Below are 26823 nucleotides of genomic sequence, written 5' to 3'. Positions count from 1 at the left end.
TCGTGCCCGATTAGTACCTGGCTTCGCGAGTCATTCCGTTCCTTGTGTTCGTAGGAACGCCTTCGATCGTGCCCCTACAGCCAGCCCTCAGGTGCGGCGCAACGCATCTCCTTCTATATTTTCCACGGGCCAGCTCCCGGGAATGCGCCGTTTGCGCAATCATGCCCCCGACCCGTACTTTTAGCGTAGCAACCGGGTTTCGATGACGCCTCGGTAGTGCTCCCGGCGTTTTCCCAAGCTGGGCGCCGTGCAGGCCTCGGGCAGGACGCGATCGGAGGTGGACGACCCGCAACACGCGGGGCGTTACCCGAAAGAGCGGGGTGGGACGATGATGGAACTGCAGTGGCTGATCGCCCTGCTGCCCTTTCTGGCAGCACTGCTGGTGCACCTCCTTGCGGGCCGGCTGGGCCACCGGGTCGCGCACCTGAGCGTGGGGATCAACGTCATCGTCGTAGGGATCGCCGCGTTCCAGCTGGCGCTCTACATCACCGGCGACACCGGGCCGCAGTGGATGGGCCTGGCCAACGGCTGGGGCAGCCTGCAGCTGGACCCGCTCAGCGCCATCATGGCGCTGGTCGTGGCCGGGATCAGCCTGGTGGTGCACGTCTACTCGATCCGCTACATGTTCGAGGAGCCCGGGTACGCCCGCTTCTTCATGCTGCTGGACCTGATGACCGGATCCATCCTCCTGATGGTGATGGCCGGCGACCTGATCACCCTCCTGATCGGCTGGCACCTGATCGGGGTAGTCCTCTACTTCCTGCTTACGCACAACACCGAACCGCCGCGCGCGCAGCGCTACGCCTTCTGGACGTTCATCACCTACCGTCTGGGGGACCTGCCGCTGGTGCTGGCCACCGTGATCCTGTTCCAGGCCTACGGCGTACTCGACCTCCCCACCCTCTTCGACCGTATCGCCGAAAGCCCCGATGCCCGCACCGTCATGGGACTGCCCGTCACTGGGACGGTGGCCTTCCTGGTAGCGCTGGCCGCCTTCGCGAAGTCGGCCCAGTTCCCGCTGCACACCTGGCTGCCCTACACCATGGAGGGGCCCACGCCCGTGTCGGCCCTGATGCATGCGGGGATCGTCAACGCCGGCGGCATCATCATCAACCGCTTCGCCCCGGTGTTCGTCCACAGTAGCGAGGTCCTCCATCTGCTCTTCATCGTGGGCCTGCTGACCGCCGTGATCGGCTCGCTGATGATGCTTTCGCAGAACGACATCAAGAAGTCGCTGGGCTACTCCACCATGGGGCAGATGGGCTTCATGGTGATGGAAACCGGTGCCGGCGCCTTCGCGCTGTCGATCTTTCATCTGATCGCCCACGGCCTGTTCAAGGGCACCCTGTTCCTCGGAGCCGGCAACGTGATCGGGGCCGCGCGTCGCCATGACGGGGTTCCCAATGAGCCCCTCTACGACTTCCTCGTGGAGCGCAAATCGGCCCCCGCACGCGTGCCCTGGTTCATCATCGGGGCGGTCACGCTCATCGTGCCTCTGGTGATCCTGGTCGGCGCACATGCCTGGGTTGCGGAGCGCTTCTTCCAGCAACAGGGCGCGATCGTGCTGCTGTTCTTCGGCTGGATCACCGGGGTCCAGGTGCTCTTCACCGCCCAGCGGCTCGATACCGAGAATCCGCTGCGCATGATGGCCCTGATCATCCTGTCCTTCGCCGTGATCGTGATCGGCTACGTGCTCGTGGGCCACAGCTTCGAGGCCTTCCTCTACCCGGATGCCGCATTCCGTGACGCACTCTACTCGTCGGCGGGTATCGACAAGCTCACCTTCGATGTCCTGGTCGTCCTGCTGGCCGTGGTGTTCGTCCTCGGCTGGATCGGGGCCTACCTGAGCCGGACGCGCCAGCGCCCGATGGACAAGCTGCCGGCCGGCGCACGGCTGATGCTGTACTCGCTTCTGTCGCGCGAGCTTTATGTAGCCGACGTCCACGAACGTGTCACGGACCGGCTGCTGGCCCTGTCCAGACGCCTCAATATCTGGCTGAGGTGGCGCTGACATGTCGGTGTTTCTATTGATACTCGCCGCGTTCTTCCTGCCGCTCTTCCCGGCCACGATGCTGTTCACGCGGCTCGCCGTCAGCACCCAGCCTCTGCCGGTACGGCTCGCACTCGTCGTCTTCTGGCCCCAGATCGGGGTCGTCCTGATCCTCTGGGGCGAACTGGAGCCAGGTCCGATTCTCGCGACCTGGGCCGTGATGAGTGCGCTGTTCTACGCCTTCCGGATGCTGACCGTGCGCGAGGTCGGGCGCTGGAACGCCATGCTGGCCGTATCCGCCTGGCCCCTGGTCTGGCTCTACGCCCTGCAAACACCCGCGCCGGTTGATCTCGTCGCCGTGACGCTGGCACTGACCACCGCCCCTGTCCTGATGCTGGTGGTGCGCGAAGTCCTCGTCGGACGCCTGGGAGCCGCCTACACGGGGCTCCACGGCGGTCTGGCACGCGATCTGCCGCGCCTCTCGGGGATCATTGTGGTGGCAACGCTCGCGGCAATGGCCCTGCCCTTGTTCCCCGGCTTCTTCGCCCTGCTGACCCTACTGGGCAGTGCGCCCGTCGGCTTCGCCATTGGCATCCTGCTGATCTGGCTGCTATGGAGCTGGGCGGGGGCCCGTCTGCTGCAGGGCACGGTATTCGGTCCGCGCAGCGGACCCGTGGCTGCCGATCTGACGGCCCCCCGCGCATGGGGCTTCGCCGGTCTCGTCGTGGCCCTGACAGGCGCCGGGCTCATCTGGACCGGAGGTGCGCTGTGACCCTTTCCCTCGGCCGCCAGCTGAAGATCCGCTCCATGGTGCACATGGCCGCCGAGCCGATCCCCAACTTCTGGCCCATGCGCACCTTCATCCACCACAACCCGTTGCACGGGCTGGAGGACCACCCCTTCCCCGAGGCGATCGAGCGTGGCCGGGCCCTGTTCCACGGGCGCGGCTTCCTGGCCCGCGCCGACTACCAGTGGCTGCTCGCCGATGGCCGCATCGACCCGGATGCGCTGGACACAGCGATCGACCGGGCGCTTGGTGGCTATCCAGCCCTGCAGGCCACCGGTGGCCACGCGCTGATCCATACCCTGCTCACGCGCTGTCGCGAACCGGCCCGTCGACCGTGCGTGCTGGCCGCGGCGGAGGACGTGGCGGCCATCCTCGCCGGCGGTGTTCCATCCGCGGGGGACGGCGTGGATGTGGAACGCATCGAGGACATCCTGCGCCGGGCGTTCCCGCCGGAGCGGCCGCTCTACGAGGCGCTGGACCACCTCTACGACACCCGCATCGCCGAGACCCTGGACGAGCTCCTGATCAAGACCTGCCTCGACTTCTTCGACGAGGGCCAGTCCGCCTGGCCCATGCCCGGGCGCGAACAGGGCCTGTTCGCCGCCTGGAGCCAGCTTGCACAGCGCAACCTGCGGCTGTTCCTGCGCGGCCTGCACATCAAGAAAATCCTGGATCAGAGCGACACCCCGGAGGGCATCATCGCCTTCGTCCTCGACGAACTCGGCATCCCCGAGCCGTCCTGGCCCGGGCTGATCGTGCGCGAACTCACCCATCTGCACGGCTGGGCCGGCTTTATCCGCTGGCGCGAACGGGCGCCTCGCTATCACTGGGCCCGCGAATATCCAGCGGACCTGGTCGACTTCCTGGCGATTCGCCTGGTGCTGGCACTGTCCCTGGTCCGCGAACACGCGCGGCGCCGTCGGATGCCACGCAACCGGTTCGAACTCGAGGCCCGGATTACCGAGCGCCCGGCGGAATCCTTCCTGCGCCACGAACTGTTCACCGGCGCCGTGCTGCCCACTCGGGCCGAGTCCGTCGAGGACGCAGTGGCGCGCGGTCGGCCGGCCGAAATCGCCCGGCTCATCGGGGCTTACATCCCCGAAAAGCGCCAGGCTGAAGCCGGGACCCAGTCACGTGCCCTCGAAGAACTGGCACAGCGCGCCGGCACACCGAATGCCTTCCGCGAGCTCTCGCCGGGATGCCTGGCCGAGGTGCTGTCGGAACTGGAGGCATTCGAACGGCGCGAGGGCATGATCTGGCTGGAGGCCATGGAGACAACCTACCGCCGCGCGCTGCTGTCACGCCTTCACCCGACTCCCGCGCCACCCCGCGAAAAGCGCCCCTTTGCGCAGATGCTGTTTTGTATCGATGTGCGCTCGGAACGCATTCGCCGCCAGCTCGAGACGCTTGGCGACTACCAGACCTACGGGATCGCCGGATTCTTCGGTGTCCCGGTCAGCTTCATCGCGCTGGGCAAGGGTAGCGAGGATCACCTGTGTCCCGTACTGCTGACCCCGAAGAACCTGGTCCTCGAGGTGACGACCGGCGCCGAGAAACTGGAGACGGATCTGTATTCCTCGGCGGAACACCTGCTGCACGACCTGAAGCATTCGGTCCTGTCGCCCTACTTCACGGTCGAGGCCATTGGCCTGCTCTTCGGTTTCGACATGGTCGGCAAGACCCTCGCGCCGCGGCTCTACAATCGCTGGCGCCACCGCATCGAATCGGACAAGCCGTCCACCCGTTTGCTGGTCGACAAGCTCACCCGCGAACAGGCGGACTCGGTCGTTCGTGCGCTGCAGCGGGTCATCATCGTGGAGGCGATTCACAAGGAGTTCGGCATCGAGCGCGAATCGATCACCGACGCGATCATCCGCGAACTGCGCGAGGCGGCCCTGGGGCGCCACACGGGCCAGACCCACTTCGCGCAGGCTTTCGCCCTTGGCAAACGCGCCGAGGCGGATTTTATCCAGACCCTGCAACAGCGCTACCGCATCAATCGCTCGTATGCGCAGATGCAGCTCGAACGCCTCGGGCGCATCGGCTTCTCCCTCGACGAGCAGACCTACTTCGTCGCCCAGGCGCTGCGCTCCATCGGGCTCACTGAACACTTCTCCCGCTTCATCATCCTGACCGGGCACGGCAGCCAGTCGCACAACAATCCCTACGAGTCCGCCCTCGACTGCGGTGCCTGCGGCGGGAGTCACGGCCTCGTCAGTGCCCGCGTCCTGGCGCATATGGGCAACAAGCCGGAGGTTCGCCGGCGCCTGCGGCACGAGGGCATCCACATCCCGGACGATGCCTGGTTCCTGCCGGCATTCCACAACACGACCAGCGACGCGATCGAGTTGCACGACCTGGATCTGCTCCCGGCCAGTCATCTCGTCTACCTCGAGCGCCTGCGCAACGGGTTGCAGGCAGCGCGGCGCCGCACCGCCGCGGAGCGGCTGCAGACCCTGCCGCCGGAGGGCGGGCCGGAACTCGAGCCCATCCAGGCCGCGCGGATGGCCCAGCGCAACACGGTGGACTGGGCCCAGGTGCGCCCCGAATGGGGCCTGGCGCGCAACGCGGGCTTCATCATCGGGCGCCGCCACCTGACCGAGGGCAGCGACCTCGAGGGCCGTACCTTCCTGCACTCCTACGACTATCGCCTCGACCCGCGCGGGCGTCTGCTCGCGAATATCCTGACCGGCCCGCTGGTGGTCGCCCAGTGGATCAACATGGAGCACTACTTCTCCACGGTCGACAACGAACACTATGGCAGCGGCAGCAAGGTCTACCACAACGTGGCGTGCCGCCTCGGTGTCATCACCGGCAACCTCAGTGACCTGCGAACCGGCCTCCCCGCCCAGACCGTACTGCGCGACGGCCGGCCCTACCATGACCCGATCCGCCTGTTGGCGGTCATCGAGGCGCCCTTTGAACACGCCCAGGCGGCGATCGACGGCGTCGCCAAGGTCCGGAGCCTGGTCACCAACGGATGGATCCTGGTGGTGATCCTCGACCCCGAGACCCACCGGATCCATCGCTTCGCGGACGGCCAGTGGCTGGAAGAGCCGCTGCCCGGGGCCGCTCATGGGCAAACCGATCCAACGGCTGCGGAGGAGACCCGCGCATGAACGACGTGAACCTGAATCCCCTCAAGAAGCTGGAGATCATTCTCGAGGGCGAACACCAGGCCTTTGCCACCGATCTGCTCGACCGGGCCGGCGTCAAGGGCTACACCATCATGGGCAACCTCTCGGGAAAGGGCAGCCAGGGCTTCCACGAAGGCCATCTGATGTTCAACGAGGACGACGTGCTGATCATGATCATCGCCGCCGTACCCGAGGAACTGGTCGAGCCGATCCTCGAGGGCTTCACCCCCTTCTTCAACCAGCACAGTGGCGTGATCTTCATCTCCGACATCCAGGTCAGCCGTCTGGTGAAATTCAAGGGCTGAAATCCGCCCCCGGGCGGCTGCGGTGCCCCCGGGAACACCTGCTGTTCGACAGCCGGGCTTGGCCGGTTCACAGGCAACATGCCAATCCCTGGCGTGCATCCCGCCTCTTGCAATGCGCCACTCCCGAGGCCAGCCTGAGTCACTCCCCAGTCACGGTTCACCACCATGCGCCAGATGTCCCCCCGGGAATTGCACGACTATCTCTCGCAGGCAAAGAGCCCGCCGAAGCTGCTGGATGTGCGCGAGCCCTGGGAATTCCGGCACTGCCACATCGAGGGCTCGCAACTGCTCCCGATGGGCCAGATCCCGACGGCGTACCAGGACCTGAATCCGGAGGACGAGATCGTGGTGATCTGTCACCACGGGGTCCGCAGCCAGCAAGTCTGCGGCTTTCTGCAGCGGGTCGGGTTCAACAACGTGATCAACCTGTCCGGCGGCATTGATGCCTGGGCACGCGAGGTCGATCCCCACATGGCGACCTATTGATCAGAGCTCCCCTGGCCGCTGCGTGAGACGCGCACCCACCCTGTCGTTCATCATCCCGGCCTGGAACGAGGCCGAGTGGCTGCCACGAACCCTGACGGCCGTCCAGGAGGCCCTGTCGGGCCTTGATCGCCCCAGCGAGATCATCGTGGTGGACAACGCCTCCACGGACGCGACCCCGCAGATCGCGCAGCGCGCCGGCTGTCGCGTCGTCTTCGAGCCGGAACGCAGGATCAGCCGCGCCCGCAATGCCGGCGCGGAGGCCGCCAGCGGGGACTACCTGCTGTTCGTGGACGCCGACACCTGGCCGGATGGCGCCCTGCTGCAGGCTACCCTGAAAGCACTGGACAGCGGCCGCGTCTGCGGCGGCGGTGCCCGGGTGGCGTTCGACCACCTGAATCACCGCATCTACCGCTGGGGCGCGCGTACATGGAATACGCTCTCCGCGCGCCTGGGGCTGGCCGCGGGCTGCTACGTCTTCTCCACCCGCGAGGCGTTCACGGCGGTGGGCGGGTTCAGCGAGCGCGTGTACGCCGGGGAAGAGGTGTTCCTGTCCCGCGCCCTGCGCCGCTGGGGCCGGGCACACGGCCAGCGCGTGGAAATCCTGGACACGCCGGTCCTGACCTCCGGGCGCAAGGCGGACTGGTTCAACCCCGCGCGCCACCTCCTGGTCGTGTTGCAGGTCCTGCTGTTCCCCTGGAGCCTGCGCTCCCGCCGCCTCAGCTGGTTCTGGTATACCCGTCCGGGCAGTCGCGACTGAACGATCGCGGTGCCGTCGCCCCGTCGGGTTCGGTATACTGCGCGGTCTTTCGGTTCGCGCCCTGCACAGGAATCCCCGGACGCCATGAATCCCCGCCTCGACCGGCTCCAGCCTTACCCGTTCGAACGCCTGCGGGCCCTGTTCACGGACCTGCGCCAGCCGGAGGGGCTGGAGCCCATCGCGCTGTCGATCGGCGAACCACGCCATGCGCTTCCGGGTTTCGTCGAACCCGCCCTGCGCGACGCCGTACAGGGTTACAACCACTACCCCACCACACGCGGTGAACCCGCCCTGCGCGAGACCATCGCCGCCTGGCTGCAACGCCGGTTCCACCTCGATACCGTGAACCCCGAGCGCCAAGTGCTGCCGGTCAGCGGCACCCGCGAGGCCCTGTTCGCGATCGCCCAGGCCGTCGTCGCCGAGAAGCCCGGGGCGCGCGTGCTGATGCCAAATCCCTTCTACCAGATCTACGAAGGCGCGGCCCTGCTGGCCGGGGCGGAACCGGCCTTCTACGACCTGGCCCCGGAGAACGGCTATCTACCCGACTTCTCCACGATCGACGCCGCCACCTGGGATGCGGTGCAGCTCGTCTACATCTGCAACCCGGGCAACCCGGCCGGCGCCTGCATGTCCGAGGCGGCGATGCAGGACCTGATCCGTCTGGCCGAACGCCATGACTTCGTGATTGCGGCCGACGAGTGCTACTCCGAGATCTATCACCCGGAGGCCACCCCGCCCGCCGGCCTGCTGGGTGCCGCGGCGCGCATGGGCAATACCGGCTTCGAGCGCTGCATCGTGTTCCACAGCCTGTCCAAGCGTTCGAACTTGCCGGGGCTGCGCTCCGGCTTCGTGGCGGGCGATGCCGAGCTGCTGGACCGCTTTGCGCTGTACCGTACCTACCATGGCTGCACCCTGCCACCGCCCACCCAGGCCATCAGTCGCGTGGCCTGGGCGGACGAGGCCCATGTGGAGCACAATCGCGCCCTGTACGCGCAGAAGTTCGCGGCGGTCGTCCCACGGCTACAGGCCATACTCGACGTCACCACACCGGCCGCCGGCTTTTACCTCTGGCCACGGGTTCCCGATGGCGACGACGAGGGCTTTGCCCGCCGCCTGTACGCCGAGGCCGGGGTGACCGTGCTGCCCGGGCGCTACCTCTCGCGCAGCGACCCGAACTCCGGGCACAACCCCGGTGCCGGGCATGTCCGCATGGCCCTGGTCGCCGAGCCGGCCGCCTGTGTCGAGGCCGCCGAGCGCATCGCCGGCCTGTATGAATCCATTACCTATTAATACGTTGCAAGGAAAACCTCATGTCCGATATCCAGAGCACCATCGAAACCGCCTTTGAACGCCGCGCCGAGATTAACCCGCGCAACGTGGAGACCAATGTCCGCGATGCGGTGAACGAGGCGCTGGAGATGCTGGACACCGGCCGTGCCCGAGTCGCCGAGAAGAAGGGCGGCGAATGGGTGGTGAACGAATGGCTGAAGAAGGCCGTACTGCTGTCGTTCCGCATCTCGGAGAACGAGTTCATCAAGGGCGGCTTCACCAACTACTACGACAAGGTCCCGTCCAAGTACGCCGACACCTCCAGCCGTGACTTCCGCGAGGCCGGCGTGCGCGTCGTGCCGCCGGCCACCGCGCGCCGCGGGAGCTTCATCGCCCCCAACACGGTGCTGATGCCGTCCTACGTGAACATCGGTGCCTATGTGGATGAAGGCACGATGGTCGATACCTGGGCCACGGTCGGCTCCTGCGCCCAGATCGGCAAGAATGTGCATCTCTCCGGCGGCGTCGGGATCGGCGGCGTGCTGGAGCCGCTGCAGGCGGCCCCGACCATCATCGAAGACAACTGCTTCATCGGTGCCCGATCCGAGGTGGTCGAGGGCGTGATCGTCGAGGAAGGCGCGGTCATCTCCATGGGCGTGTATCTCGGCCAGTCCACCCGGATCTACGATCGCGAGAACGACGAGATCCTCTATGGCCGCGTACCGGCCGGCTCCGTGGTGGTCTCCGGCACCCTGCCCTCCAAGGACGGCAAGTACTCGCTGTACTGCGCGGTGATCGTGAAGCGCGTGGACGAGAAGACCAAGGCCAAGGTGGGTCTGAACGCCCTGCTGCGCGATGTCTGAGATCGCGCTCTTCGGGATCGCCAACTGCGATACCGTCCGCAAGGCTCGCCGGGCGCTGGACGCGGCCGGCGTGAGCGTTCGCTTCGTGGACGTTCGCAAGGACGGACTGGAGGAAGCCCGGGTGCGCGCCTGGGTCGAGGCGCTTGGCTGGGAGGCCCTGGTCAACCGGCGCGGCACGACCTGGCGCCAGCTTCCCGCCGAACAGCGCGACGGGCTGGACCGCGAACGCGCGATCGCCCTGATGCTCGAACACTCAGCCCTGATCAAGCGGCCGGTGATCGAACAGGGGGACGCGATCACGGTCGGCTGGACCCCCGACATCGCGGCCCGCTGGGGGGCTGCCTGAGGCCCTCGGCGGCATGCTGAGGCGGGCCGGCATTCGCTGGCGGGCGTTGCGCTGGCGCGCCCACCACTGGCTGGCCCGTCATCCCCGCCTGCACACGGGCCTGCATGCCGCCGGGAGCATGAAGAGCGGCCCGGAGGCCATGGCCCGCGGGGTTGCCATCGGGCTGTTCATTGGCCTGACGCCCACGGTCGGCTTTCAGACCGTATTGATGATCATCCTCTGCATCGCGCTGGCCGGGAATTTCCCGACGGCCTTCGTGGCCTCGTTCGTCAGCAACCCCCTGACCACCGCTCCCCTGCACTGGGGCTACCACTCGCTGGGCGAGGCAGTCTTTCGCTACATGCCCCTGCTCACCCACGACCCGGACGCCTGGTACCTGCAGGGGATCGGCGACGAGATCACCTTCACGTTGCTGGGCAGCCTGCTGATCGCGAGCCCCACCGCCATGGCCGGCTACTGGATCTCCCATCAACTTTCCGCCGCCTGGCAGCGCCACCGGGACCGGCGGCGCGCCGAGCGGGCCCGGCGCCGCGGCCCCTAAGCCTCGTCACTCGGTCGCCTCCTCGGCGACCCCTTCCCCTGCCGGCGCGCCACTGGGTTCCGGCCATTCCAGCCGGACATCCAGCAACTCCACCGTGCCCCGGTCGCGCTCCAGGGGCGGTACGTCGGCGTAGGGGTCCGGATCCAGCCGGCCGTCGTGCCACACCCACACGAAGTACCCCAGGTTCAGCAGCGCGAGCGCCAGGATTAGCCAGCGCATCCGGCATCCTCCGCGAGCGACAGGGCCCATAGCCCGTCCAGAACCAGGTTGGGCACGATCCGAGATTCCTCGCGCAACAGCGGCGCCAGCCAGTAGGCATCCCCGCCGGTCAGCCAGCAGGGGGCCTCCTCGCCCAGCACGTCGCGGGAGCGCGCGATCAGCCCGTCCAGTGCCCCGGCCAGCCCCAGACCCCAGCCACGCTCCAGCGCATCCGCACTGTTCAGCCCGGGCGACGGGTCGAGGTCCTCGGGCCACTGCGTCGCCTCGCGCGGCGCGATACGATCGGCCAGACGGGGCTGCAGCGCCTCCCAGCCGAGCTGGCGCCCCGGCAGTATGTAGCCGCCTGCATGACACCCGCCCGCCTGCAACACGTCGACGGTGACCGCGGTTCCGGCATCCACCAGGATGACCGGCATATCGCCAACGGCCCGCGCCGCGACCAGCGCGCAGTACCGGTCCACCCCCAGCTGGCCGGCTGCGTAGTCGGTCCGCAGGCCGTTCGGCCCGGCAGCCGCAACCCGGACCGCGTGGACCGAGGCCGCCAGCCCGGCGCTGTCCAATTCCTCGGCGAACGCCGCCCCGCGATCACCCGCCACCCGCGAGACCCATACGGCGTCGATGGTCGAGTCCTGCGCCATGGATGCGAGGGCGCGGGCGCAGCCCGCGGGCTCCCGGGCCGCGCCGGAGCCCAGCACGTCGCCATCCCGGCTGCGCACCTGCCATTTGACCCGGGTACTGCCGATATCCACCAGCGCGATGTCAGACATGTTCAAGACTCCGTACCGAAACCTCGCCCGAGTGCAGATGACGCACCGATCCGTCCGCGAATGCCGCCACCAGACAGCCGCTGGCCGGGTCGATCCCCAGCGCCCGCGCCTGCGCTCCATCGTCCAGAAGCTCGATGGCCTGCCCGCGCAACAGATCGAGCCGCTCCAACTCGGACTCCAGCGGGGCCACGCCCTCGCGCACCAGGACGGGATGCAGGCGGCAAAGCCGGTCGACCACCCGCGCGGCCAGTTCCAGGCCGTCCGGCGCGCCACCCGGACAATGACTGGCAAGATCGGTAACCGCGCGGTCCAGTTCCAGTGTATCCGCGGCCTCGCGATTCATCCCGATCCCGGCGACCAGCCGGCCCGGCCGCTCCCGACCGGGCGCCCGCTGCTCCATCAGGATTCCGCCGAGCTTGGCGCCCTGGATCATCAGGTCATTGGGCCACTTGAGCCGCACGGACTCCAGACCCAGCCCCTCCAGGGCCTGGATTACCCCGATCCCCGCCCCCACCGGATAGGCGGGCGGCACCGGTCCCCGCGCGATGGGCCACGCCAGCGACAGAGCGAGGCTCGCCCCGGGCCGCGACTGCCAGATCCGGCCCCGCCGGCCGCGGCCCGCGGTCTGGGTATGTGCCACGCAGACACGCGGTCGCTCATCGTCCGTGGCAGCCGCCTCCAGGAGATAGCGGTTGGTCGAATCGACCGATTCCAGGACCTCGACCCAAGGTGCGTCGACGTCGCTGCCCGCCAGCAGGCCGTCGACGCGCTCTTTCAGCCATGCACTTTCCGGCGCCATAATGCAGACTGTGAATGAAGTCTCGGTCATCGGGATCGGTACTCGGCCAGGGGGCACAGGGGTTGGATACCAGGGATACGCGGGGGAAAGCCAGGCACCATGGTAAGCATTCCGTCCGGACGGCGCTGGGGCTGCTGGTACTGGTGGCAGGGCTGGTCGCGGGCGGAACCAGCGCGGACGAGCTGTACAGCTACCGCGATGCCTCCGGTGCCCGCGTCCTGACCGACGAACGGCCCCAGGGTATCCCGTACGAAACCATCCGCTCGCCCGCGAGCACGGGTACACGGACGCCTTCCACCGGCGGAGACTGGTCTCCCAGCCAGATCTTCGTGTTCGAGGGCCCGGGCGGTGACCGCCTGGTCACCAACCAGCACCGGCAAGACAACGGCATGGAACTGGTCGCCACCTACGGCCGCCCCACCGCGCGCGCCCGCTGCGGCGAGCGCGCCCGCCAGGCGCTGGCCACCGGTGGTGGCGAGTTCGCGGACCTCATTCGTACGGCCGCCACTCGCAAGGGCCTCGACCCTGCGCTGGTCCAGTCGGTCATTCACGTGGAATCCTGCTTCGATCCGCAGGCGGTCTCGCGGGTGGGCGCCCACGGCCTGATGCAGCTGATGCCCGCGACCGCGGCCGATCTCGGGGTCACCGACCGTTTCGATCCGGCCCAGAACATCAACGGCGGCACACGCTATCTGGCCGCCATGCTCGAGCGTTTCGAGGGCAACCTGGATCTCGCCCTGGCCGCCTACAACGCCGGCCCCGGCGCGGTGGAGCGCCACGGCGGCGTCCCGCCGTTCCGCGAGACGCAGACCTACATCCAGCGCATCCGCTCGCAGTACACCGGCAACGGGCGGCCGAACTGACTCAGACTTTGGGCTTGTCGCGCCCGCAGTTCCAGCACTGGGTGAACTGCGGCTCGATCACCTCGCCGCAGCGCGGGCACTTCCAGTCCCGGCCGTCGTGTTCCGGCTCGCCCTCCAGATACTCCAGGATCAGGGCTCGCGCCTCCTCGGCCTGCTCCTCGTGCACCACCATGATGCGCGCCCAGGTCTCGGTTGGCGGGACCTCCCCCGCCGCGCCCATGAGCCCCGCCTGGTTCACGTACGCCGGGATGCCGGCCTCTTTCAGCAGGTCCTCGATGAACCCGGCCATCACGGGGTCGGCGGCGGAATAGACAGTCCTCATGGCCGCGACCGTAGCACGCGCGGCAAATCCGACGCAGCGGGCCTACCCCTACTGCACAGTGCCCTGATTGGCCGCCTGGAAGTATTCCATCGCCTTCTGGATTGCGAAGAACGGGGCTTCCTCGAGCGCGGTACGGGTGTGCGGCAGGTTGATGTCCGCGTGGTACTTGCGCATGGCCAGGACATGAATCGGCAGCTCGCGCGCGAACATCGGGTTTTCGAAGTTGAAGTACTGGCCCAGCCCCAGCACCAGATCCTGGCGCTCGTCGGCCGTCAGGCTCTCGGGGGACACCCGGACATCCGGGAGCTGCCCGGCCTGGCCGTCGACCGATACGACCACCTGGCGATCCCCGTCGGCCGCGGCCGGCACGGAATCTCCGTTCACCAGCTGCAGGTTCTCCGACAGGTCCAGGTACCCCTTGGACAGGATATGCCCATGCGGCTGGAACACCTTGCTGGACATGTTGACCGCCCAAAGTTCCATGGTCTCCTTGAGGTCCTGGGCCGCCTGCACCTCGCCCAGGGCGAACAACTGCTGGGCGTAAACGATATCCCACACCCAGACCTGGCCGTATTCGGGCAGCTCGCCCTCGACGGCCAGCGAGACCTTGCGCAGCTCGGGCTGCGATTCGTCGCGCGCATGCAGTGTCAGGGTAAATTCGGCCAAGGGAGTTCTCCTTACGGCAGCGCCACTCGCGCTGCATGATCAAGCCATGAATTATAGCCGTCCGTCGACCCGTACCGCAGTTCAGGCACGTCGCCCGGGGACTTCGGCCACGCCTGCCCCCCATTCACGGAACTGACATAATGTCGTCATAGACTCGCGAGTCCACTTCTGCCGCGAGTCGTGCATGCCGGATGCCGACGTGACCCAGACTGATCTGTTCCTCAATCGCGAGCTGTCCCTGCTGGAATTCAACCGTCGGGTCCTCGCGATCGCCCAGGACCCCGCCTTCCCGCTGCTCGAACGCCTGCGCTATCTGAGTATCTCCTCCACCAACCTGGACGAGTTCTTCGAGGTCCGCGTGGGCTCGCTGCGCCAGCAGGTCGAACTGAACGTGCAGGCCCCCGGCCCGGATGGCCTGTCCGCCGCCGAGCAGCTGCGCCAGATCGCCCCGCGTGCGCACGACCTGGTGGAGGAGCAGTACCGCACCCTGAACGATGAACTGATCCCGGCACTGGCGGCCGAGGGCATCCACTTCGTGCGCCGCACCCACTGGAGCTCCGCGCAGCAGGAATGGGTGCTGCAGTATTTCCGCGAACAGCTGCAACCGGTCCTGACCCCGATCGGCCTGGACCCGGCGCATCCCTTTCCGCGCATCCTGAACAAGAGCCTGAACTTCATCGTCACGCTGAAGGGCAAGGACGCCTTCGGACGCGAGTCCGGCCGCGCCGTGGTGCAGGCACCGCGTTCTCTCCCGCGTCTGGTGCGCCTCCCGCGGGAGGTCGCCAGCGGCGACAACGACTTCGTCCTGCTGTCGTCCATCCTGCACGCCCATGTTGACGAGCTGTTCCGCGGGATGAAGGTGACCGGCTGCTACCAGTTCCGGCTGACCCGCAACTCCGACCTGTTCGTGCAGGAAGAGGAGATCGACGACCTCCTGAACGCCCTGGAAGGCGAGCTGCCCCAGCGCAACTACGGCGCCGGCGTTCGCCTGGAGGTCGCGGACAACTGCCCGCAGGAGGTCGCCGATTTCCTCCTGCAGCAGTTCCATCTGGACCCCGACGACCTGTATCAGGTCACCGGCCTCGTGAACCTGAACCGGCTGATGGCGGTGCACGAACTGGTCGAGCGCCCGGACCTCAAGTTCCCGCCCCTGGTCCCGGCCCTGCCTCGCGTGGACGCCAGCGGTAGCGGCATCTTCGCCTGCATCCGCGAGCAGGAGCTATTGCTGCATCATCCGTACCAGTCGTTCATGCCGGTGGTGGATTTCCTGCGTCAGGCCGCGGCCGACCCGCGGGTACTGGCCATCAAGCAGACCCTGTACCGCACGGGCACCCGCTCGCCCCTGGTCGAGACCCTGATCGAGGCGGCGCAGGCCGGCAAGGAGGTCACCGTCGTGATCGAGCTGCGGGCGCGCTTCGACGAGGCCGACAACATCGAGCTGGCCAACCGCATGCAGGATGCCGGGGTGCATGTGACCTACGGCGTGGTCGGCTACAAGACCCACGCCAAGCTGGCCCTGGTGGTGCGCCGGGATGGCGACCAGATTACCCGCTACGCCCACCTCGGCACCGGCAACTATCACTCGGGCACTGCCAAGGCCTACACCGATTTCGGCCTGCTGACGGCCGACCCCGTGCTGACCGAGGACGTCCACCGCGTGTTTCTCCAGCTGACCGGGCTCGGCAAGGTGACCCGGCTGCGCCAGCTCATCCAGGCCCCCTTCCGCCTGCACGACGCGATGCAGGAGAAGATCGAGCGCGAGATCGAGAACCACCGGGCCGGCAAACCGGCGCGCATCGTCGCGCGCATGAACTCCCTGAACGAGGCCACCATCATCCAGGCCCTGTACCAGGCCTCGCAGGCCGGTGTGCCCATCCAGCTGATCGTGCGCGGCATCTGCAGCCTGCGCCCCGGGGTCCCCGGCATATCGGAAACCATCGAGGTGCGCTCGGTACTGGGCCGCTTCCTCGAACACTCGCGGGTGTTCTACTTCGAGAACGCCGGCAACCCCGAGGTGTTCCTTTCCAGCGCCGACTGGATGCCGCGCAACTTCTTCCGCCGCGTCGAGGTGGCTTTCCCGGTGCGCGACCCGGAGCTGCGCGACCGCGTGGCCGAGGAATCCCTGTTCAACTACCTGCGCGACACCGCCACCGCCTGGTCCCTGCAACCGGACGGCAGCTACACCCGCATTCGGCCCGCAGACGACCAGGCCCCCTACTCCGCACAGGAGGTCCTGGCGGCCCGGCTGGCGGGGTCTACCGCCGGCTGACGCGACATCCATGGCCGGCGCGGGGCACCCGGTCGTGGGACTTCGCCGGTCCCCGCTTGACCCCATCCTTCGGACAACCGAACCTGAAGGTCACAACCTCCCTGTGGGCGCGAGCATCCGGACCCCCTATGAAGATCCTGATACTGGAAGACGAAGATCTCATGGCGGATCTCCTGAAGACGCTCGTTCGCGGCCTTTATCCCAATTCCGACATCTTCCACGCGCGCTCCATTACCGAGGCCCTGCGACGTTGGCGCGAGAAACACCACGACCTCGTGCTGTCGGACCTGTCGCTGCCCGACGGGAACGGGCTGGACTTCCTGCGACGGGCGGCCATCGATGGCCGCGTCACGCCCATCGTCATCATCACCGCGAACCCGGACCGTAAGAGTGTCCAGCGCGCCGCTCGCTACGGCGTCCGGGGTTTTATCTCCAAGCCCTTCGAGGCGGAACTGGTGCATGACCGTCTGCAAGCGATACTGGCTACGGGAGCGACTACCGCCGAGTCCCGCGAAGAAGCCGAGGGCGAGCCGGAGGCGCCCGCCCTGGAAAACGCCCTGCAACAGGCCGAATCCGGTGAGCTGAGACTGCCTACACCGATCGATCTTGACGCACTGCGGGAATTGAGGGCGCGGGCCGACACACTCTCGCTGTCCGAACTGGAGAAGGCCTGGCAGGACATTCCATCCCTGGTCACGCGCCTGATCGATGCATCCAACGGCAGTGCTCTGAGGCGCACCGACACCCCCAATACCTCGCTACGCGACGCCCTGCAGGTTCTGGGCATCCCCACCGCCCTGAATCTGGCAATGGCCATGGCCCTCGATCTCACCACCACACTTCAGGACCCCAACCTCCAGACCCGCGCCCGGCATTACCAGGAACAGAGCGAGCGCATGGCCCACCAGGCCGCGGCCCTGGGTCGCAGCCTGCGGGCGGACGCCAGCCTTTGCTTTACCGCCGGACTGATGCATCGCCTGGGCGAGCTCGCGGTCATCGCCACGGCACAGCGCTGCGTCCTTCAGGGCTGCACCCTCGACCCAGCCGCCCTGGATACGGCGCTTGCGGGGGACTGGCCCGCTCGAATGGCCGTAGCGCTGAAGTCGCGTCTACGCCTCTCTCTCCCGTTAAAGCAGATGATTGGGGCCGCCCACGGCTTCGGTCTGGGCAGCGGCCACATTCATCTCCCCATCATGCGCACCGCCTTCTTGCTGACCAATGGGGCGGCGGACTCCGCCGAATGCCAGAAGCTACTGGGGCGCCTTGGTCTGTCGGACCAGGACACAACAGGCGGCATACCCGCTCAGCAGGTCTCGCTCCAGAGAAATGCTGATGGGTGAACACGCTCGCGTGGGCACCCCGAGCCCCCGAGGCAGGGGTCACACAGCCGTTAGCGCCTCCACCCCCGTTCTATAAACCCTCGGGGCGCAATGCAGGGTCGGGGAACCTGGAGTACAAGCCCCAAACGTGAGTGAATACAGGGGCACATGCGCCGCACACCATCGGGCCGCACACGCGTGCGGCACCCTCCCGGAACCGAGGCGCTCCTGTACCCAATCCTCTTGTTCCCGATGCAGAGGGTCGCTGGGTTCCCTACCCGTTCACAACACACCCGGTAAGCGCCTCAGCTCCCGCGGTTTTTTGTATCCGCTTCACTTTGACGCTCGGAGCGCGGCACATCATGCAGTCCGCCCAGCAGGGTGACCTCGGCGTCGCCATGACGCAGCAGGTCCTGCAACAGCACCACGATCCCGGCCACGCAGAGGAACAGCCCGAAGTTCAGTCCGATCGACTGCACATGGCGGAGCACAAAGAAGAACTCCGCCTCCTGCGCCGGAATCCACAGGATCGGCGCCATCACCCCCAGCAACGCCACGAATGCATACACCATGAAACGGATGAAGTGCACCGGTACCCGCCGTATGCTCAGGCCGTACACAATGGTGGCCACGATCAGCACACTCGCCGTCGCCTGAACCGCGATCATGGCCCGGTCGGTGATGAACACGTACCGACCCTCCTCGTAGGTGGCTTCGCTGAGCCCGCCGAACATGGCCACCAGCAGGGCGTTTCCGACCACATACACCAGACTGAGCAGGAAGGGCAGTGCCAGCAACCGGTTGTGCCGCATCAACCGGAACCCCGTAGCCGACCACCAGATGCCGATCCACAACGGCACCGACAGTACATAGATCCAGACCACCAGCGTCAGCATTGCATCCATCCTTTCCGAATCCGCCGTCAGGCGTACTCGAGTTGCAGTGCGTGGCGGGCCCATTCCTCGCGCTCGGCGTCGAGGTCGGCCCGTGTCAGGGGATGGGCATCCAGCCATCCCGTCGCAAAGCTCAGTGCGAGGCCGTCCGTCGTCGCCTCGATACGCTCCAGCGGCACCGGATCGGGTGCCCGCGAGCGATGCAGCAGCACGGCCAGGCGCAACAGCACCGCCATATACCGGAAGGCGCCCGCACGATCCTCACGCACACCGCCCAGCAGCTTGGGTTTCAGGGTCCGCCGGTGCAGCCGCACCAGCAGCGCAAGCTCCGCCTGCTCCGGCTGCGAGAACCCGGGCAGGTCGGCCCATGTGAGGATGTATTCACCGTGCTTGTGATACTTGCTGTGGGCCAGGGCTAGGCCGATCTCGTGCAGCTCGGCAGCCCAGTCCAGACGCTCGGCGTCGTCCCCGTCCAGCCCCCAGGCCGCGCGCACCGCGGTGACCAGGCGTGCCACCGTGGCCTGGACGCGCTCGGCCTGGGCCGGGTCCACCGCAAAGCGCCGGCGCAGATGATGAATGGTGCGCCCGCGCACGTCCTCGTGCCGGAAGCGACCCAGCAGGTCATGCACCACTCCCTCGCGCAGCGCCCCGTCGGAGGGATGCAGGCGTTCGATGCCCAGCGCCTCGAACGCGCCCAGCAGGACCGCCAGTCCGCCGGCGATGACCGGCGCCCGCTCTGCCGCCAGGCCGGGGAACTCCAGCCCGTCGATCGAGCCCTGCTCGATCAGTGCGTCCCGCAGACGCTCGAGGGCCTGCCGGTCCATGCCCGGCGCCGGGTCCTCCAGGCCCGACTCCTGCACCATGCGATCCAGCGCGAGGATCGTGCCCGAGGCCCCGAGTGCCTGATCCCATCCCTCGGCCCGGTAGGCGCTGGCAATCGGCTGCAGTTCCTGCTCCGCTCGCAGTCGGGCGGCATCGAAGGCCTTGCGACTCAGCTTGCCGTCGGCGAAGAAGCGCCGGGTAAAGGTCACACACCCCATCTCGAGGCTCTCGGCCAGGACCGGCTCGAAGCGTTCCCCGATAATGAACTCGGTGCTGCCGCCGCCGATATCCATCACCAGGCGCCGGCCACTGTCATCCGCCAGCGTGTGGGCCACGCCGAGGTAGATCAGCCGTGCCTCCTCGCGCCCGGCGATGATCTCCACCGGATGTCCGAGGGCCTGCTCCGCCGACCGCAGAAAGGCCCGGCTGTCATGCATCTGGCGCAGCGTGTTGGTCCCAACGACCCGCACATGTCCGCGCGGCAGCTGACGCAGCCGCTGGCCGAAACGATCCAGGCAGTCCAAAGCCCGCTGGGCGACCTCCGGATCCAGCTGTCCCTGATCGTCGAGGCCGCTGGCAAGCCGCACCATCTCCTTGAGCCGGTCCACCTTCAGGACCTCGCCATCCTGGCGCCGAGCCACGATCATGTGAAAGCTGTTGGATCCCAGATCGACGGCCGCAACCGTCTCCGTATGGTGAGCCTCCTGCATGCCTAATGCGCCTCCCCATCGGCCAGCCGTTCGAGGACCCGCCGCGGGAGATGCCAGACAAGGCGCATCGGCCCCGGCAGCGAACCCGCCAGCCCGCAGGCATCGCCCTTGCCCATATGCACCAGACTCCGCCCCCCGGGCGCGCCCAGCAAGCAGCTGGCCAGGAGCGACAGGTCGGGTTCGTGGCCCACCAGCACCAACCCGCCGTTCGCCGGCAGGTTCCGGGCCAGGGCCTCGACCTCCAGCCCGGCGGGTTGTCCCGGAGCGAGCCATTTCTTCTGTCGCACCGGTACATCCAGCGCCTGGGAAAGGGGGATCGCCGTCTGTCGGGCGCGCAGATAGGGGCTGCACAGAAGCTCCACGGAAGCCGGCAGCAGATCGCCCAGCGCCTGGGCCATGCGCACCGCGCTGACCTGTCCCTTGTCGGTCAGCGGCCGGTCACGATCGGCCCCGTCCCAGTCGCCGGGATTACCGGCCTGGGCATGCCGCACCAGCACCAGCCGCGCTTCCCGCATGCCGATCAGGCCGCCCCGGGCCGCAGCAGGAACAGGGAATACCAGTCCTCGGGCGCCGACCACTCGGCCTCGTGTTCCAGCCCCGCCGCCGCCAGCAGACCATCAACCGCCTCGCGGCTGAACTTGCGCGAGATCTCGGTGCGGATGATCTCGCCTGCCGCGATCTCCAGGCGAGCCTCGGGCTCCGAGACCTGCACGACCTGGTCGCGACGCGCCACCAGGTGCATCTCGATCCGCGAATGCTCTTCCACGAAGGGCGCGCGGTGATCGAACCCCTCGGGGTCGAAATCCGCCCCCAGCTCGGTATTCAGCACCGACAGCAGATTCAGATTGAACGCCGCGGTGACCCCCGCCGCATCGTTGTAGGCCGCCTCCAGCACCGGACGCGGCTTGACCCGGTCCAGCCCCAGCAACAGGCGATCCTCCGCATTCATGGTCGCGCGGATCCGGGTCAGCAGGGCGGCGGCCTCTGGGTCCTCGAAATTCCCCAGACTGCTGCCGAGAAAGGCGAACAGTCGGGGACCGTCGCCACGCGCGCCGGCGACCTCGCCCAGGTGGCCCAGGGCCGCCGCGTAGTCGCCGCACAGGCTGTCCACCCGCAGTTGATCGAAGCGCTGCAAGAGCCGCTCGCCCGCCTCGTCCAGGATCTCGCTACACACGTCATTGGCGATGTAATGGGGCGCCGCCAGGCGCCGCTCCAGGGCGGCCAGCAGGTATTCGGTCTTGCGCGAGGTCCCGCTGCCCAGCTCGAACAGCGTCCGGGCGCCGGATGCGTCCACGATCGCATCGGCATGACGCTCCAGGAGCTCGGCCTCCAGGCGGGTCGGGTAGTATTCCGGCGTGTCGCAAATCGCATCGAACAGCTGCGAACCCCGTGCATCGTAGAAGTACTTCGGCGGCAGGGATCGCGGTGGCTCGAGCATCCCCGCGCGGAAATCGGCCAGTAACTCGGCGTGGGCATCGCGTTCTTCCACCACCCGGCGGCTGTAACGGGAGGAAACGGGTACAGCGCAGGCGTCGGCGGACATGCGGGCTTCCGTATCAAGAGGGTTTGCGGCACGCTAGCATGAAACCACCGACGTCCCAACTGCCCCCAGGGAAGCCCGGATCAATGTGCCGACACCTCGCTTATCTGGGTCCTCCGATCACGCTGCGCAGCCTGATCCTGGATCCCCCCCACAACCTGATCGAACAGGCCATGGCGCCCCAGGAACTGGTGTACGCGCGGGTCAATGCCGATGGCTTCGGCTTCGGCTGGTTCGGGGCCGGGGGCATGGCGCGCCATTACCGCCGAGCCGACCCGCTCTGGCAGGATCCCAATCTGGAAGATCTGGCCAGCGACATGACCCAGCCCCTCTGGATCGCGGCCATCCGCAGCGCAACCCCCGGCTTCGGGGGCGACTCGGTCAATGCCCAGCCGTTCGCCCGGGACGGCCTGCTGTACAGCCACAACGGCCTGATCAGCCGGTTCCGGCCGGATGTGCGGCGGCAGATCCAGAACATCCTCAGCCACGAGATCGAAGCCAGCATCGAGGGCACAACCGACTCGGAACACCTGTTCGCGCTGGTGCGGCAGTACCTGGCCGATGACGAGAACGCCACGCTGGAAGGCGCCCTCGGCGAGGCGTTCTCGACCATCGAGGCCTGGCTGGGCACGGATACCGCCCTGCTGAACGTGATCCTGTCCGACGGACGCCGCATCATCGCCAGCCGCCACGCGATCAACGCGCCCTGCCCCAGCCTCTACTACACCACCGATGACGAGACGTTCCCCGAAGACAGCGTGGTCGTGGCATCGGAACCGCTGACGGATCGCGAGCGCTGGCGCCCGGTGCCATCCGGCCACCTGCTGATCCTGGATCCCGACGAACCGCCGGAACTCCTGGCCTTGTAACGCGCTCCACCGGATATGAACGCCGTCCATCCGCTGTCGAACGCTTCCGAACCGGACCTCATAGAGTGCCTGTCCGTCCAGCACGACCGCCTGAACGCGGCGCTTCTCGCCACCCCGGAACACGAATGGCGCAATCAGTACCACCCGGACCTCAGCCCCATGGGGTGGCATTACGCCCATTGCCATTTCATCGAGGCGGTCTGGCTGCACGAACGGATTTTGGGTGAACCGCCGCCCGCACGGCGGGATTGGCACGACCTCTATTTCCCGGAGCAAAGCCCGAAATGGCGCCGCGGCGGGCGCCTCCCACCCCGCCACTCGCTGCTCGCGTGGGGCCGGGCATGTCAGCAGCACCACCTGGAGCTTTTGCGCGCCCACCCGGAGGTGCGCCGCCATCCCCTGCTTGAAAACGACTACCTGACCGGTTTCCTCGCGCAGCACCACGCGATGCATCTGGAGAGTCTCGAACAGGTGCGCTGGTTTGCCCGCCTGCAACACACCGAAGCCGGCCCTGTACAAACCTCCGAGACCGCGCACTGGCCTTGCAACGACTGGATCGAGTGCCCGGGGGGCGAACACATCGCCGGCAGCGATTCCATCACCGCCTTCGACAACGAGCGCGGCCGACACACCGTGCGGCTCGCGCCCCACGCCATCCGTGCACACCCCGTCACCAACGCCGAGGTCGCGGCCTTCATCGAGGCCGACGGATATCACCCCGGCCCTCACTGGGACGAATCCGGCCGGGCGTGGCTGGAACAGACGGGGGTCACCGCCCCGCTGGGCTGGGGGCGCCGGTCCGACGGCACACGAGTCCAGACCCTGCCGGGCGGCACCCAGCGGCTCGAGCCCCGGGCACCCGCCGTCGGCCTCTCCTGGTTCGAGGCCACGGCCTACGCGCGCTGGGTTGGCGCCCGCCTGCCCCACGAACACGAGTGGGAGCATGCCGCGCAGGCCGGTTGCCTAGCCGGTACAGGGCAGGTCTGGGAATGGTGTGCGAACCCCTTTCAACCCTACCCGGGTTTCCGGCCCTACCCCTATGATGAATACTCCCTGCCCTGGTTCGACGGGAAGCACTACGTCCTGCGCGGCGGCAGTGCCTGGAGCGACCCGCTGCTCACCCGGACGACCCTGCGCAATTTCTTCACTCCCGATAAACGTCACGTGTTCGCCGGCATCCGGCTGGCGCGCGACCTCTAAGGAAACACCATGCGACCGAACCACATCCCGCTCGTCCACCGTGCATCCTGGCTTGTCGCCGGCCTCGCCGCACTTACGCTGGCGGTCCCCGGGACCGCTGTCGGCAGCGATGGCGCCACGACGCTTTCCCTGACCGGCAAGACCGAACGGCAGGTCGCCAACGATCACATGACCGTGCTGATGCAGACCGAGGCGCGCGCGCCGGAAGCCGCTACTGCCGCGGATGCCGTCAACCGGAACATGGAGGCGGCCCTGGAACGCGCGGGCGAACACGATGTCGTCGAGGCCCGCACCATTGGCTATTCGACCCGCCCCATCTACGACGCCGACGACCGCAGCCGCATCAACGCCTGGCAGGTCCAGCAGAACCTGGAACTGACCAGCGGCGACTTCGACCGCCTGGGCGAACTGGTGGGAACCCTCCAGCGGCACGACCTCACGGTGAGTCAGATCCGTTTTTCCCTGAGCCCCGAGGCCCGCGAGGAACACCGCGAGGCCATGATCGAAGAGGCCATGGACGACCTGAAGGATCAGGCGCGCGTCATCGCCCGCTCACTGGGCGCCACGCACCTGCGTGTTCTGGAAGTGGAACTGCCGGATGACTCCTACAGTGGCCCGCAGCCGATGATGGCCATGCGGGCGATGGACGAATCCGCCAGCCAGCCGGCGCTAGAGGCCGGGCACTCCACCCTGAGCCTCAGCGTACGCGGCCGCCTGCAGGCCCTTGGTGCCGAAACCCTGCGCGTCGGCCCCGCCCGGTAACCCACGGCACCTGCCGCAAGGTGCCGCGAGGCGATTCCAAACCGCGCCTCACCGAGAGCCCTTGCGCCGAAACGTCATCACGGCCGGAGCGCAGCGCAGAGCCGGGATCGCCAGTTCCCTGCCCCAGGCCTTTCCCAGTCCATCGTTGCAGATCCCGGATAACCGCTTCGCGGCTTCCGGGGTGACACAGCGCGGCGGCATCGCGTGTGACCTTGGGAGGTCCCGCGCACCGTCCAGAACAGGCCGTCGGCCCGGGGACGGATGCATGACTCCACAAGGCACTCCCTCAGCGGGCGAGCTCCAGGGCCAGCTCGCCGTCGCGCACCTCGATGGATTCGATGCCGGCGCGCAGTTGCTGGAAGGGCTCCAGCCCCAGCAGATCCTCGTCCTTGAGCCCGCCAAGCCAGGCATCCGGCAGCGGGATCCCGGCAACGCTGACGCCCACCAGCCGCGCGTGCACCTGGCCCTCTTCCGTACCAAAGCGAACGCCCGAGCGCACATTAAGGACGCGTCCGCCCAGAAGGGGGATATCCGGCGGCACATCGATGCGCACCCGCGTGCTCACCTGTCCCGGCGTCAGGCGGATCGCCACCCGCCCGGCCAGGTCCGGGTCCTGCGCGATCAGCGCATTCAGCTCGCGTTCGCTGAATTGCACCACCCGGGCCTCGGCGCGTTCCTCGTAGAGTTCGGGGACCAGCGGCTCGGCTTCGGCGTCGAGATCGATGATCGGATCGCCTGGTGCGCTATCGGGGCGGGGCTCCGCATCGCGCGGACCCAACGCCCGCAGCTTGGCCTCCAGCTCCGCCTGCTCCTCGACATTCAGGGTCACCGGCTTGGGCTCGCCCGACTGCAGGTGGATGACACCCCAGAACCCCGCCCACAGCGCGGCCAGGATCAGCAGGACGATCAGATAGCGCGGGGGCCGCCCGGTGGAACGGTACTGGATGGGCGCGGAGGGTTCGTTGTTCTTGGCCATGCCGGAGTCTCGCAGATCACAATGGCGTCATGGTCGCACAAAGGCGCGACCATGATCCGCACGGCCGGGGCATGGATCAGAGGAAGTCGAACAGCGACAGGCGGTTCACCTGGGTATAGGTCTGCTGCGCGGCCTGAAGGGCCACCTGCTGCTGGTTGAAGCGGCTGATGGCCTCGGCATAGTCCAGATCGCGGATCTCGGAGACCGCGCTGTTCAGGTCCACCAGGCGGTCCTCGTTCAGGTCCTTCTGCTGATCGAAGCTCTTCAGCCGCGAGCCGACCTCGGCCCGGATGTCGCTGAAGTTGCCCAGCACCGCATCCAGGTCGGCCAGTGCCGTGTTGCTGGAGGTCGCAAGATTGGCCCGGCTGGTGCCGCTGGCACCGCCCTCTTCCAGCGCCGCGATAATCGCGTCCAGCGTCTCGAACACGCTCTTGTTTTCGGCGGCGCGGGACAAGACCTGATCCCCAGCCTGGGGTGTGCCACTGAGGGTGATACTCCGCCCCTCAAAAAGGACCGCCTCACCGGCCACAAAAGGCCGATCTTCCATCGAATTCCCGGAATTGTCTTCGGCGAACTGGGTATCTCCATTCTCATCTACATAGGTGATGGAAAACTGGACGTTCCCGCCGGCGTCTTCAGAGAATTCAATCGTGTAGTCGCGCTCATCCAGTGCACCAACGTCGCTTACACCGGTTTGCTCCACAACAAGAGTACTGCCGGGTTCCCGATTGAGCACCTCGGCCCCGACCCGCCCGTCGTTCTCCGGAATATCCATGAACACCCGCGCACCGGTATCGCCCACCGGCACCTTGCGGTTGGCCGAGATTGCGACCTCGCGGACGCTGCCCGTACCCTCGGCCCCCTCATAGCGCACCGCGCCCGTGCCATCCTGCTGGAAGGGCTGCTGCAAGGACTTCGTCCCGGCGAAGAGGTATTCGCCGTTGGGATCCTTGGTGTTGGCGATGTCGAACAGGCCCTCTCGTAACTGACGCAGTTCGCCGGCCAGATAGCTGCGGGTCTCGTTGGTCTGGGAATCGTTGTTGCCGGCCACCACCAGTTCGCGCGCCCGCTGCAGCAGATCCGTCCCGCTTTGCAGGGCCGATTCCTCCTGCTGCAGGCGTGGTTGGGTGTTGTCGATATTGCGCTGGTACTGTTTGGTGGCCTGGATGATGCGTTCGAACTGGTTGACCTGGGTGGCCCCGCTCGGGTCATCGGAGGGGCTCAGGATGCGCTCGCCGCGACCCATCTGCAGCGAGGTCCGGTTCAGCTCCGTCTGGCCCCGCTGGATCTGGTCGATCCCGGTCTGGAAGATCTGGGTGGTCGAGATGCGCATGTCCGTATCTCCC

At 67.3% G+C, this 26823-nt stretch carries 27 protein-coding genes; 16 read left to right on the top strand and 11 right to left on the bottom strand.

Going from position 1 to position 26823, the window contains the following annotated elements; genetic code table 11:
• Positions 1 to 328: 328 nt before the first annotated feature.
• The 10 genes from C996_RS0110320 (at position 329) to C996_RS0110275 (ending at position 10481) form a co-directional block, all read left to right on the top strand.
• Positions 329 to 2011, top strand: a complete 1683-nt coding sequence (locus tag C996_RS0110320) for an NADH-quinone oxidoreductase subunit L (protein ID WP_018867367.1) — start codon at positions 329 to 331, stop codon at positions 2009 to 2011.
• 1 nt (position 2012) lies between these two features.
• Positions 2013 to 2762 carry a hypothetical protein gene (locus C996_RS0110315; protein WP_018867366.1) on the top strand — a complete coding sequence of 250 codons (750 nt, stop codon included), beginning with the start codon at positions 2013 to 2015 and terminating at the stop codon, positions 2760 to 2762.
• Positions 2759 to 5896 carry a DUF2309 domain-containing protein gene (locus tag C996_RS0110310; protein WP_018867365.1) on the top strand — a complete coding sequence of 1046 codons (3138 nt, stop codon included), beginning with the start codon at positions 2759 to 2761 and terminating at the stop codon, positions 5894 to 5896. The genes C996_RS0110315 and C996_RS0110310 overlap by 4 nt, the downstream gene beginning before the upstream one ends.
• Positions 5893 to 6219, top strand: coding sequence for a P-II family nitrogen regulator (locus tag C996_RS0110305; RefSeq protein ID WP_018867364.1), 327 nt, complete (start codon positions 5893 to 5895; stop codon positions 6217 to 6219). The genes C996_RS0110310 and C996_RS0110305 overlap by 4 nt, the downstream gene beginning before the upstream one ends.
• A gap of 165 nt (positions 6220 to 6384) precedes the next feature.
• Positions 6385 to 6705, top strand: coding sequence for a rhodanese-like domain-containing protein (locus C996_RS0110300; protein ID WP_018867363.1), 321 nt, complete (start codon positions 6385 to 6387; stop codon positions 6703 to 6705).
• A 22-nt stretch (positions 6706 to 6727) separates the two neighbouring features.
• Complete coding sequence (locus tag C996_RS0110295; protein WP_018867362.1) at positions 6728 to 7462, top strand: glycosyltransferase; 735 nt, start codon at positions 6728 to 6730, stop codon at positions 7460 to 7462.
• Between the two features lie 84 nt (positions 7463 to 7546).
• Positions 7547 to 8752, top strand: coding sequence for a succinyldiaminopimelate transaminase (gene dapC / locus C996_RS0110290; protein WP_018867361.1), 1206 nt, complete (start codon positions 7547 to 7549; stop codon positions 8750 to 8752).
• 20 nt (positions 8753 to 8772) lie between these two features.
• Positions 8773 to 9594 carry a 2,3,4,5-tetrahydropyridine-2,6-dicarboxylate N-succinyltransferase gene (gene dapD, locus C996_RS0110285; RefSeq protein WP_018867360.1) on the top strand — a complete coding sequence of 274 codons (822 nt, stop codon included), beginning with the start codon at positions 8773 to 8775 and terminating at the stop codon, positions 9592 to 9594.
• Positions 9587 to 9940 (top strand): arsenate reductase, encoded by a 354-nt coding sequence (locus C996_RS0110280; protein WP_018867359.1) that lies wholly within the window; start codon positions 9587 to 9589, stop codon positions 9938 to 9940. Before dapD ends, C996_RS0110280 begins: the two co-directional genes overlap by 8 nt.
• 13 nt (positions 9941 to 9953) lie before the next feature.
• Positions 9954 to 10481, top strand: coding sequence for a DUF2062 domain-containing protein (locus C996_RS0110275; RefSeq protein WP_018867358.1), 528 nt, complete (start codon positions 9954 to 9956; stop codon positions 10479 to 10481).
• A 6-nt stretch (positions 10482 to 10487) separates the two neighbouring features.
• Here the strand turns inward: C996_RS0110275 and C996_RS0110270 are convergent, their stop codons facing one another.
• From C996_RS0110270 to C996_RS0110260, 3 genes are read right to left on the bottom strand one after another with little or no spacing between them, the layout of a single operon-like run.
• Positions 10488 to 10700, bottom strand: a complete 213-nt coding sequence (locus tag C996_RS0110270; protein ID WP_018867357.1) for a hypothetical protein — start codon at positions 10698 to 10700, stop codon at positions 10488 to 10490.
• The gene (locus C996_RS0110265; RefSeq protein WP_018867356.1) at positions 10688 to 11467 is read right to left on the bottom strand and encodes a type III pantothenate kinase; all 780 of its coding nucleotides are present in this window, start codon (positions 11465 to 11467) and stop codon (positions 10688 to 10690) included. Before C996_RS0110265 ends, C996_RS0110270 begins: the two co-directional genes overlap by 13 nt.
• Positions 11460 to 12266 (bottom strand): biotin--[acetyl-CoA-carboxylase] ligase, encoded by an 807-nt coding sequence (locus C996_RS0110260; RefSeq protein WP_018867355.1) that lies wholly within the window; start codon positions 12264 to 12266, stop codon positions 11460 to 11462. The genes C996_RS0110265 and C996_RS0110260 overlap by 8 nt, the downstream gene beginning before the upstream one ends.
• 143 nt (positions 12267 to 12409) lie before the next feature.
• On the opposite strand from C996_RS0110260, the gene C996_RS0110255 reads away from it, so the two are divergent.
• Entirely contained in the window at positions 12410 to 13129 is a 720-nt protein-coding gene (locus C996_RS0110255; RefSeq protein WP_018867354.1) for a lytic transglycosylase domain-containing protein, read from the top strand.
• A gap of 1 nt (position 13130) precedes the next feature.
• Here C996_RS0110255 and C996_RS0110250 read toward each other — a convergent pair whose 3' ends face one another.
• Both C996_RS0110250 and C996_RS0110245 read right to left on the bottom strand, forming a co-directional pair.
• Entirely contained in the window at positions 13131 to 13451 is a 321-nt protein-coding gene (locus tag C996_RS0110250) for a DUF2007 domain-containing protein (RefSeq protein ID WP_081618691.1), read from the bottom strand.
• Positions 13452 to 13499: 48 nt separating this feature from the next.
• Positions 13500 to 14117 carry a hypothetical protein gene (locus tag C996_RS0110245; RefSeq protein ID WP_018867352.1) on the bottom strand — a complete coding sequence of 206 codons (618 nt, stop codon included), beginning with the start codon at positions 14115 to 14117 and terminating at the stop codon, positions 13500 to 13502.
• 184 nt (positions 14118 to 14301) lie between these two features.
• Here C996_RS0110245 and ppk1 point away from each other — a divergent pair, with 184 nt between their 5' ends.
• Together ppk1 and C996_RS0110235 are read left to right on the top strand one after the other, a co-directional pair.
• Positions 14302 to 16386 carry a polyphosphate kinase 1 gene (gene ppk1 / locus C996_RS0110240; protein ID WP_018867351.1) on the top strand — a complete coding sequence of 695 codons (2085 nt, stop codon included), beginning with the start codon at positions 14302 to 14304 and terminating at the stop codon, positions 16384 to 16386.
• A gap of 128 nt (positions 16387 to 16514) precedes the next feature.
• Complete coding sequence (locus C996_RS0110235; protein ID WP_018867350.1) at positions 16515 to 17726, top strand: response regulator; 1212 nt, start codon at positions 16515 to 16517, stop codon at positions 17724 to 17726.
• 284 nt (positions 17727 to 18010) lie between these two features.
• On the opposite strand, the gene C996_RS0110230 is transcribed toward C996_RS0110235, so the two are convergent.
• From C996_RS0110230 to egtD, 4 genes are read right to left on the bottom strand one after another with little or no spacing between them, the layout of a single operon-like run.
• Complete coding sequence (locus C996_RS0110230) at positions 18011 to 18601, bottom strand: hypothetical protein (protein WP_018867349.1); 591 nt, start codon at positions 18599 to 18601, stop codon at positions 18011 to 18013.
• A 26-nt stretch (positions 18602 to 18627) separates the two neighbouring features.
• Complete coding sequence (ppx, locus tag C996_RS0110225; protein WP_018867348.1) at positions 18628 to 20130, bottom strand: exopolyphosphatase; 1503 nt, start codon at positions 20128 to 20130, stop codon at positions 18628 to 18630.
• A 2-nt stretch (positions 20131 to 20132) separates the two neighbouring features.
• Positions 20133 to 20645, bottom strand: coding sequence for a histidine phosphatase family protein (locus C996_RS0110220; RefSeq protein ID WP_018867347.1), 513 nt, complete (start codon positions 20643 to 20645; stop codon positions 20133 to 20135).
• A gap of 5 nt (positions 20646 to 20650) precedes the next feature.
• The gene (gene egtD / locus C996_RS0110215; RefSeq protein ID WP_018867346.1) at positions 20651 to 21673 is read right to left on the bottom strand and encodes an L-histidine N(alpha)-methyltransferase; all 1023 of its coding nucleotides are present in this window, start codon (positions 21671 to 21673) and stop codon (positions 20651 to 20653) included.
• Positions 21674 to 21756: 83 nt separating this feature from the next.
• Here egtD and egtC point away from each other — a divergent pair, with 83 nt between their 5' ends.
• From egtC to C996_RS0110200, 3 genes are read left to right on the top strand one after another with little or no spacing between them, the layout of a single operon-like run.
• On the top strand, positions 21757 to 22539 hold the full coding sequence (gene egtC, locus C996_RS0110210) for an ergothioneine biosynthesis protein EgtC (RefSeq protein WP_018867345.1): 783 nt from the start codon (positions 21757 to 21759) through the stop codon (positions 22537 to 22539).
• A 15-nt stretch (positions 22540 to 22554) separates the two neighbouring features.
• Positions 22555 to 23739, top strand: a complete 1185-nt coding sequence (locus C996_RS0110205; RefSeq protein ID WP_018867344.1) for an SUMF1/EgtB/PvdO family nonheme iron enzyme — start codon at positions 22555 to 22557, stop codon at positions 23737 to 23739.
• 9 nt (positions 23740 to 23748) lie between these two features.
• Positions 23749 to 24501, top strand: coding sequence for an SIMPL domain-containing protein (locus C996_RS0110200; protein ID WP_018867343.1), 753 nt, complete (start codon positions 23749 to 23751; stop codon positions 24499 to 24501).
• Between the two features lie 286 nt (positions 24502 to 24787).
• Here C996_RS0110200 and C996_RS0110195 read toward each other — a convergent pair whose 3' ends face one another.
• The gene (locus C996_RS0110195) at positions 24788 to 25477 is read right to left on the bottom strand and encodes a hypothetical protein (protein ID WP_018867342.1); all 690 of its coding nucleotides are present in this window, start codon (positions 25475 to 25477) and stop codon (positions 24788 to 24790) included.
• A 76-nt stretch (positions 25478 to 25553) separates the two neighbouring features.
• Complete coding sequence (gene flgL / locus C996_RS0110190) at positions 25554 to 26810, bottom strand: flagellar hook-associated protein FlgL (protein ID WP_018867341.1); 1257 nt, start codon at positions 26808 to 26810, stop codon at positions 25554 to 25556.
• Positions 26811 to 26823: the final 13 nt, after the last annotated feature.

The sequence above is a fragment of the Thioalkalivibrio sp. ALE25 genome (assembly GCF_000377285.1).
In the GTDB taxonomy this organism is placed as follows: domain Bacteria; phylum Pseudomonadota; class Gammaproteobacteria; order Ectothiorhodospirales; family Ectothiorhodospiraceae; genus Thioalkalivibrio.
This window is presented reverse-complemented; position numbering and strand designations above follow the sequence as displayed.

Excerpts from the sequence above, each read along its gene's own strand:
- C996_RS0110320 (WP_018867367.1), top strand. The coding sequence starts at position 329 with ATGATGGAACTGCAGTGGCTGATCGCCCTGCTGCCCTTTCTGGCAGCA.
- C996_RS0110315 (WP_018867366.1), top strand. The coding sequence starts at position 2,013 with ATGTCGGTGTTTCTATTGATACTCGCCGCGTTCTTCCTGCCGCTCTTC.
- C996_RS0110305 (WP_018867364.1), top strand. The coding sequence starts at position 5,893 with ATGAACGACGTGAACCTGAATCCCCTCAAGAAGCTGGAGATCATTCTC.
- C996_RS0110300 (WP_018867363.1), top strand. The coding sequence starts at position 6,385 with ATGCGCCAGATGTCCCCCCGGGAATTGCACGACTATCTCTCGCAGGCA.
- dapC (WP_018867361.1), top strand. The coding sequence starts at position 7,547 with ATGAATCCCCGCCTCGACCGGCTCCAGCCTTACCCGTTCGAACGCCTG.
- dapD (WP_018867360.1), top strand. The coding sequence starts at position 8,773 with ATGTCCGATATCCAGAGCACCATCGAAACCGCCTTTGAACGCCGCGCC.
- C996_RS0110280 (WP_018867359.1), top strand. The coding sequence starts at position 9,587 with ATGTCTGAGATCGCGCTCTTCGGGATCGCCAACTGCGATACCGTCCGC.
- C996_RS0110275 (WP_018867358.1), top strand. The coding sequence starts at position 9,954 with ATGCTGAGGCGGGCCGGCATTCGCTGGCGGGCGTTGCGCTGGCGCGCC.
- C996_RS0110270 (WP_018867357.1), bottom strand. The coding sequence starts at position 10,700 with ATGCGCTGGCTAATCCTGGCGCTCGCGCTGCTGAACCTGGGGTACTTC.
- C996_RS0110265 (WP_018867356.1), bottom strand. The coding sequence starts at position 11,467 with ATGTCTGACATCGCGCTGGTGGATATCGGCAGTACCCGGGTCAAATGG.
- C996_RS0110260 (WP_018867355.1), bottom strand. The coding sequence starts at position 12,266 with ATGGCGCCGGAAAGTGCATGGCTGAAAGAGCGCGTCGACGGCCTGCTG.
- C996_RS0110250 (WP_081618691.1), bottom strand. The coding sequence starts at position 13,451 with ATGAGGACTGTCTATTCCGCCGCCGACCCCGTGATGGCCGGGTTCATC.
- ppk1 (WP_018867351.1), top strand. The coding sequence starts at position 14,302 with ATGCCGGATGCCGACGTGACCCAGACTGATCTGTTCCTCAATCGCGAG.
- C996_RS0110235 (WP_018867350.1), top strand. The coding sequence starts at position 16,515 with ATGAAGATCCTGATACTGGAAGACGAAGATCTCATGGCGGATCTCCTG.
- C996_RS0110230 (WP_018867349.1), bottom strand. The coding sequence starts at position 18,601 with ATGCTGACGCTGGTGGTCTGGATCTATGTACTGTCGGTGCCGTTGTGG.
- ppx (WP_018867348.1), bottom strand. The coding sequence starts at position 20,130 with ATGCAGGAGGCTCACCATACGGAGACGGTTGCGGCCGTCGATCTGGGA.
- C996_RS0110220 (WP_018867347.1), bottom strand. The coding sequence starts at position 20,645 with ATGCGGGAAGCGCGGCTGGTGCTGGTGCGGCATGCCCAGGCCGGTAAT.
- egtD (WP_018867346.1), bottom strand. The coding sequence starts at position 21,673 with ATGTCCGCCGACGCCTGCGCTGTACCCGTTTCCTCCCGTTACAGCCGC.
- egtC (WP_018867345.1), top strand. The coding sequence starts at position 21,757 with ATGTGCCGACACCTCGCTTATCTGGGTCCTCCGATCACGCTGCGCAGC.
- C996_RS0110205 (WP_018867344.1), top strand. The coding sequence starts at position 22,555 with ATGAACGCCGTCCATCCGCTGTCGAACGCTTCCGAACCGGACCTCATA.
- C996_RS0110200 (WP_018867343.1), top strand. The coding sequence starts at position 23,749 with ATGCGACCGAACCACATCCCGCTCGTCCACCGTGCATCCTGGCTTGTC.
- C996_RS0110195 (WP_018867342.1), bottom strand. The coding sequence starts at position 25,477 with ATGGCCAAGAACAACGAACCCTCCGCGCCCATCCAGTACCGTTCCACC.
- flgL (WP_018867341.1), bottom strand. The coding sequence starts at position 26,810 with ATGCGCATCTCGACCACCCAGATCTTCCAGACCGGGATCGACCAGATC.